Source organism: Herbiconiux daphne (assembly GCF_024979295.1).
Lineage (GTDB): Bacteria > Actinomycetota > Actinomycetes > Actinomycetales > Microbacteriaceae > Herbiconiux > Herbiconiux daphnes.
Map to the genome: position 1 here is coordinate 1 of NZ_JANLCJ010000487.1, position 637 is coordinate 637.

The 637-nt window shown below is 39.4% G+C and carries 2 protein-coding genes; both read right to left on the reverse strand.

Annotated features, from left to right (window positions below):
- Positions 1-304: PolC-type DNA polymerase III domain-containing protein (locus tag N1032_RS26005; RefSeq protein ID WP_259543514.1), on the reverse strand; the 304-nt coding region annotated here is incomplete at its 3' end.
- On the reverse strand, positions 304-637 hold a 334-nt coding region (locus N1032_RS26010; protein ID WP_259543515.1), incomplete at its 5' end, for a P-loop NTPase family protein. The genes N1032_RS26005 and N1032_RS26010, both read right to left, overlap by 1 nt.

Below are 637 nucleotides of genomic sequence, written 5' to 3' on the forward strand. Positions count from 1 at the left end.
ATGCCTTTAGGCTATGCCCTCCAAACATATCCGGGTCAAGAAGACGAGACAATACCAACGTATCGAATACGTTGAAACTCAAATCAGTCCCTGAAAGTTTTGCCAATACAGGGAGGTCGTAGTCCACGATATTATGGCCTACTATTACATCCCCTTTGGCTAATGTTTTCAGATACTCTTCAAGCTGGTGTGGACGAAACCCCTTTCGTTTTCCAGATACTAAATCAATAATCCAAGAACAATGAAAAGTATCCACATCGTGATAAAAGTTATTTGTTTCTATATCTGTAAAGAATATCTTCATTAAAAATCAGTCTCTTTATCAGAAGGTATAGGTGTATTACTTTCACCATCGCTCATAAGCACAAACGGTTTTTTGGGATCGTATTCACCTTCTGGTCGTTCAGTAAGCCTACCTGTGATTGGATTATACTTTGTCCCAATAGTACCAGACTGACCAAAATTTCTATCTTTCAACAATCGTATTTGGCTTAAGTTTTTAGCTTCACCTTCTGCCTGTTTATTCCTTTCAAAACCAAGCATCAGTTGGGAGAACCTCATAAAAGCCCTTGAACCTGTAAACTGTGCTTCATTTACAGCTCCACCTTGTTCATGTGTAGGGCCAGCTTTTGGTGGA